Source organism: Mycobacterium sp. E3247, assembly GCF_001667785.1.
Classification (GTDB): domain Bacteria; phylum Actinomycetota; class Actinomycetes; order Mycobacteriales; family Mycobacteriaceae; genus Mycobacterium.
The window spans coordinates 1-719 of sequence record NZ_LZJG01000454.1; the positions used below are offsets into that span (position 1 = coordinate 1).

The 719-nt window shown below is 61.8% G+C and carries 1 protein-coding gene; it reads left to right on the plus strand.

Annotated features, from left to right (window positions below; all coding sequences use genetic code 11):
• The coding region (locus A9X04_RS32440) for an acyl-CoA dehydrogenase family protein (RefSeq protein ID WP_197508960.1) at nucleotides 1–719 on the plus strand (719 nt) is incomplete at both ends.

Genomic DNA, 719 nt, shown 5'->3' on the forward strand with positions numbered 1-719 from the left:
AACGGCGAGAAGTGGTACACCTCAGGGGCGTCCATTTCTCAGCTGGCACTGGTGATGGCCAAGACCGATCCCGACGCCCCTCGTCATCGGCAATACACCACCTTCTTGGTGGAGCTGCCCAACGCGGGTTTCGATATCGTCCGCAATATCCCTATCATGGGCGAATCCGATATCCCCACCTACCAGGGCGAAATCCAGATGGGCCACGCCGAAGTGCGCATCAACGACCTCGTTGTCCCCCACGAGAACATTCTCGGCGGACTTGGACAGGGCTTTGCCATGGGCCAGCATCGCCTCGGATACGGCCGGCTCCGGCACGGGATGTGGAGCGTGGCCAAAGCTCAGGCAGCCTTGGATATGGCCACCGCACGTGCGTGCGAGCGTGTCACCTTCGGCAAGCGCGTCGCCGATCGGCAAGGCATCCAGTGGATGCTCGCCGATTGCGCCGAGAAGCTCTACATCACGCGACTGATGATCCTGCACCTGGCCTACAAAATGGAGCACGGGCACGACCTGCGCATCGAGAACTCGATGGCCAAAACCTATATCGCCAACATGCTGATCGAGGTGATCGACACGGCGTTGCAGATACACGGGTCCTTGGGCTACACCCACGACCTGCCGTTGGCGGCCTGGCTCTCAGAGGCGAGAATGAGCCGCATCGTCGACGGCCCCGATGAGGTGCACCGGTGGACGGTGGGGCGCAACGTCGTCAAGGC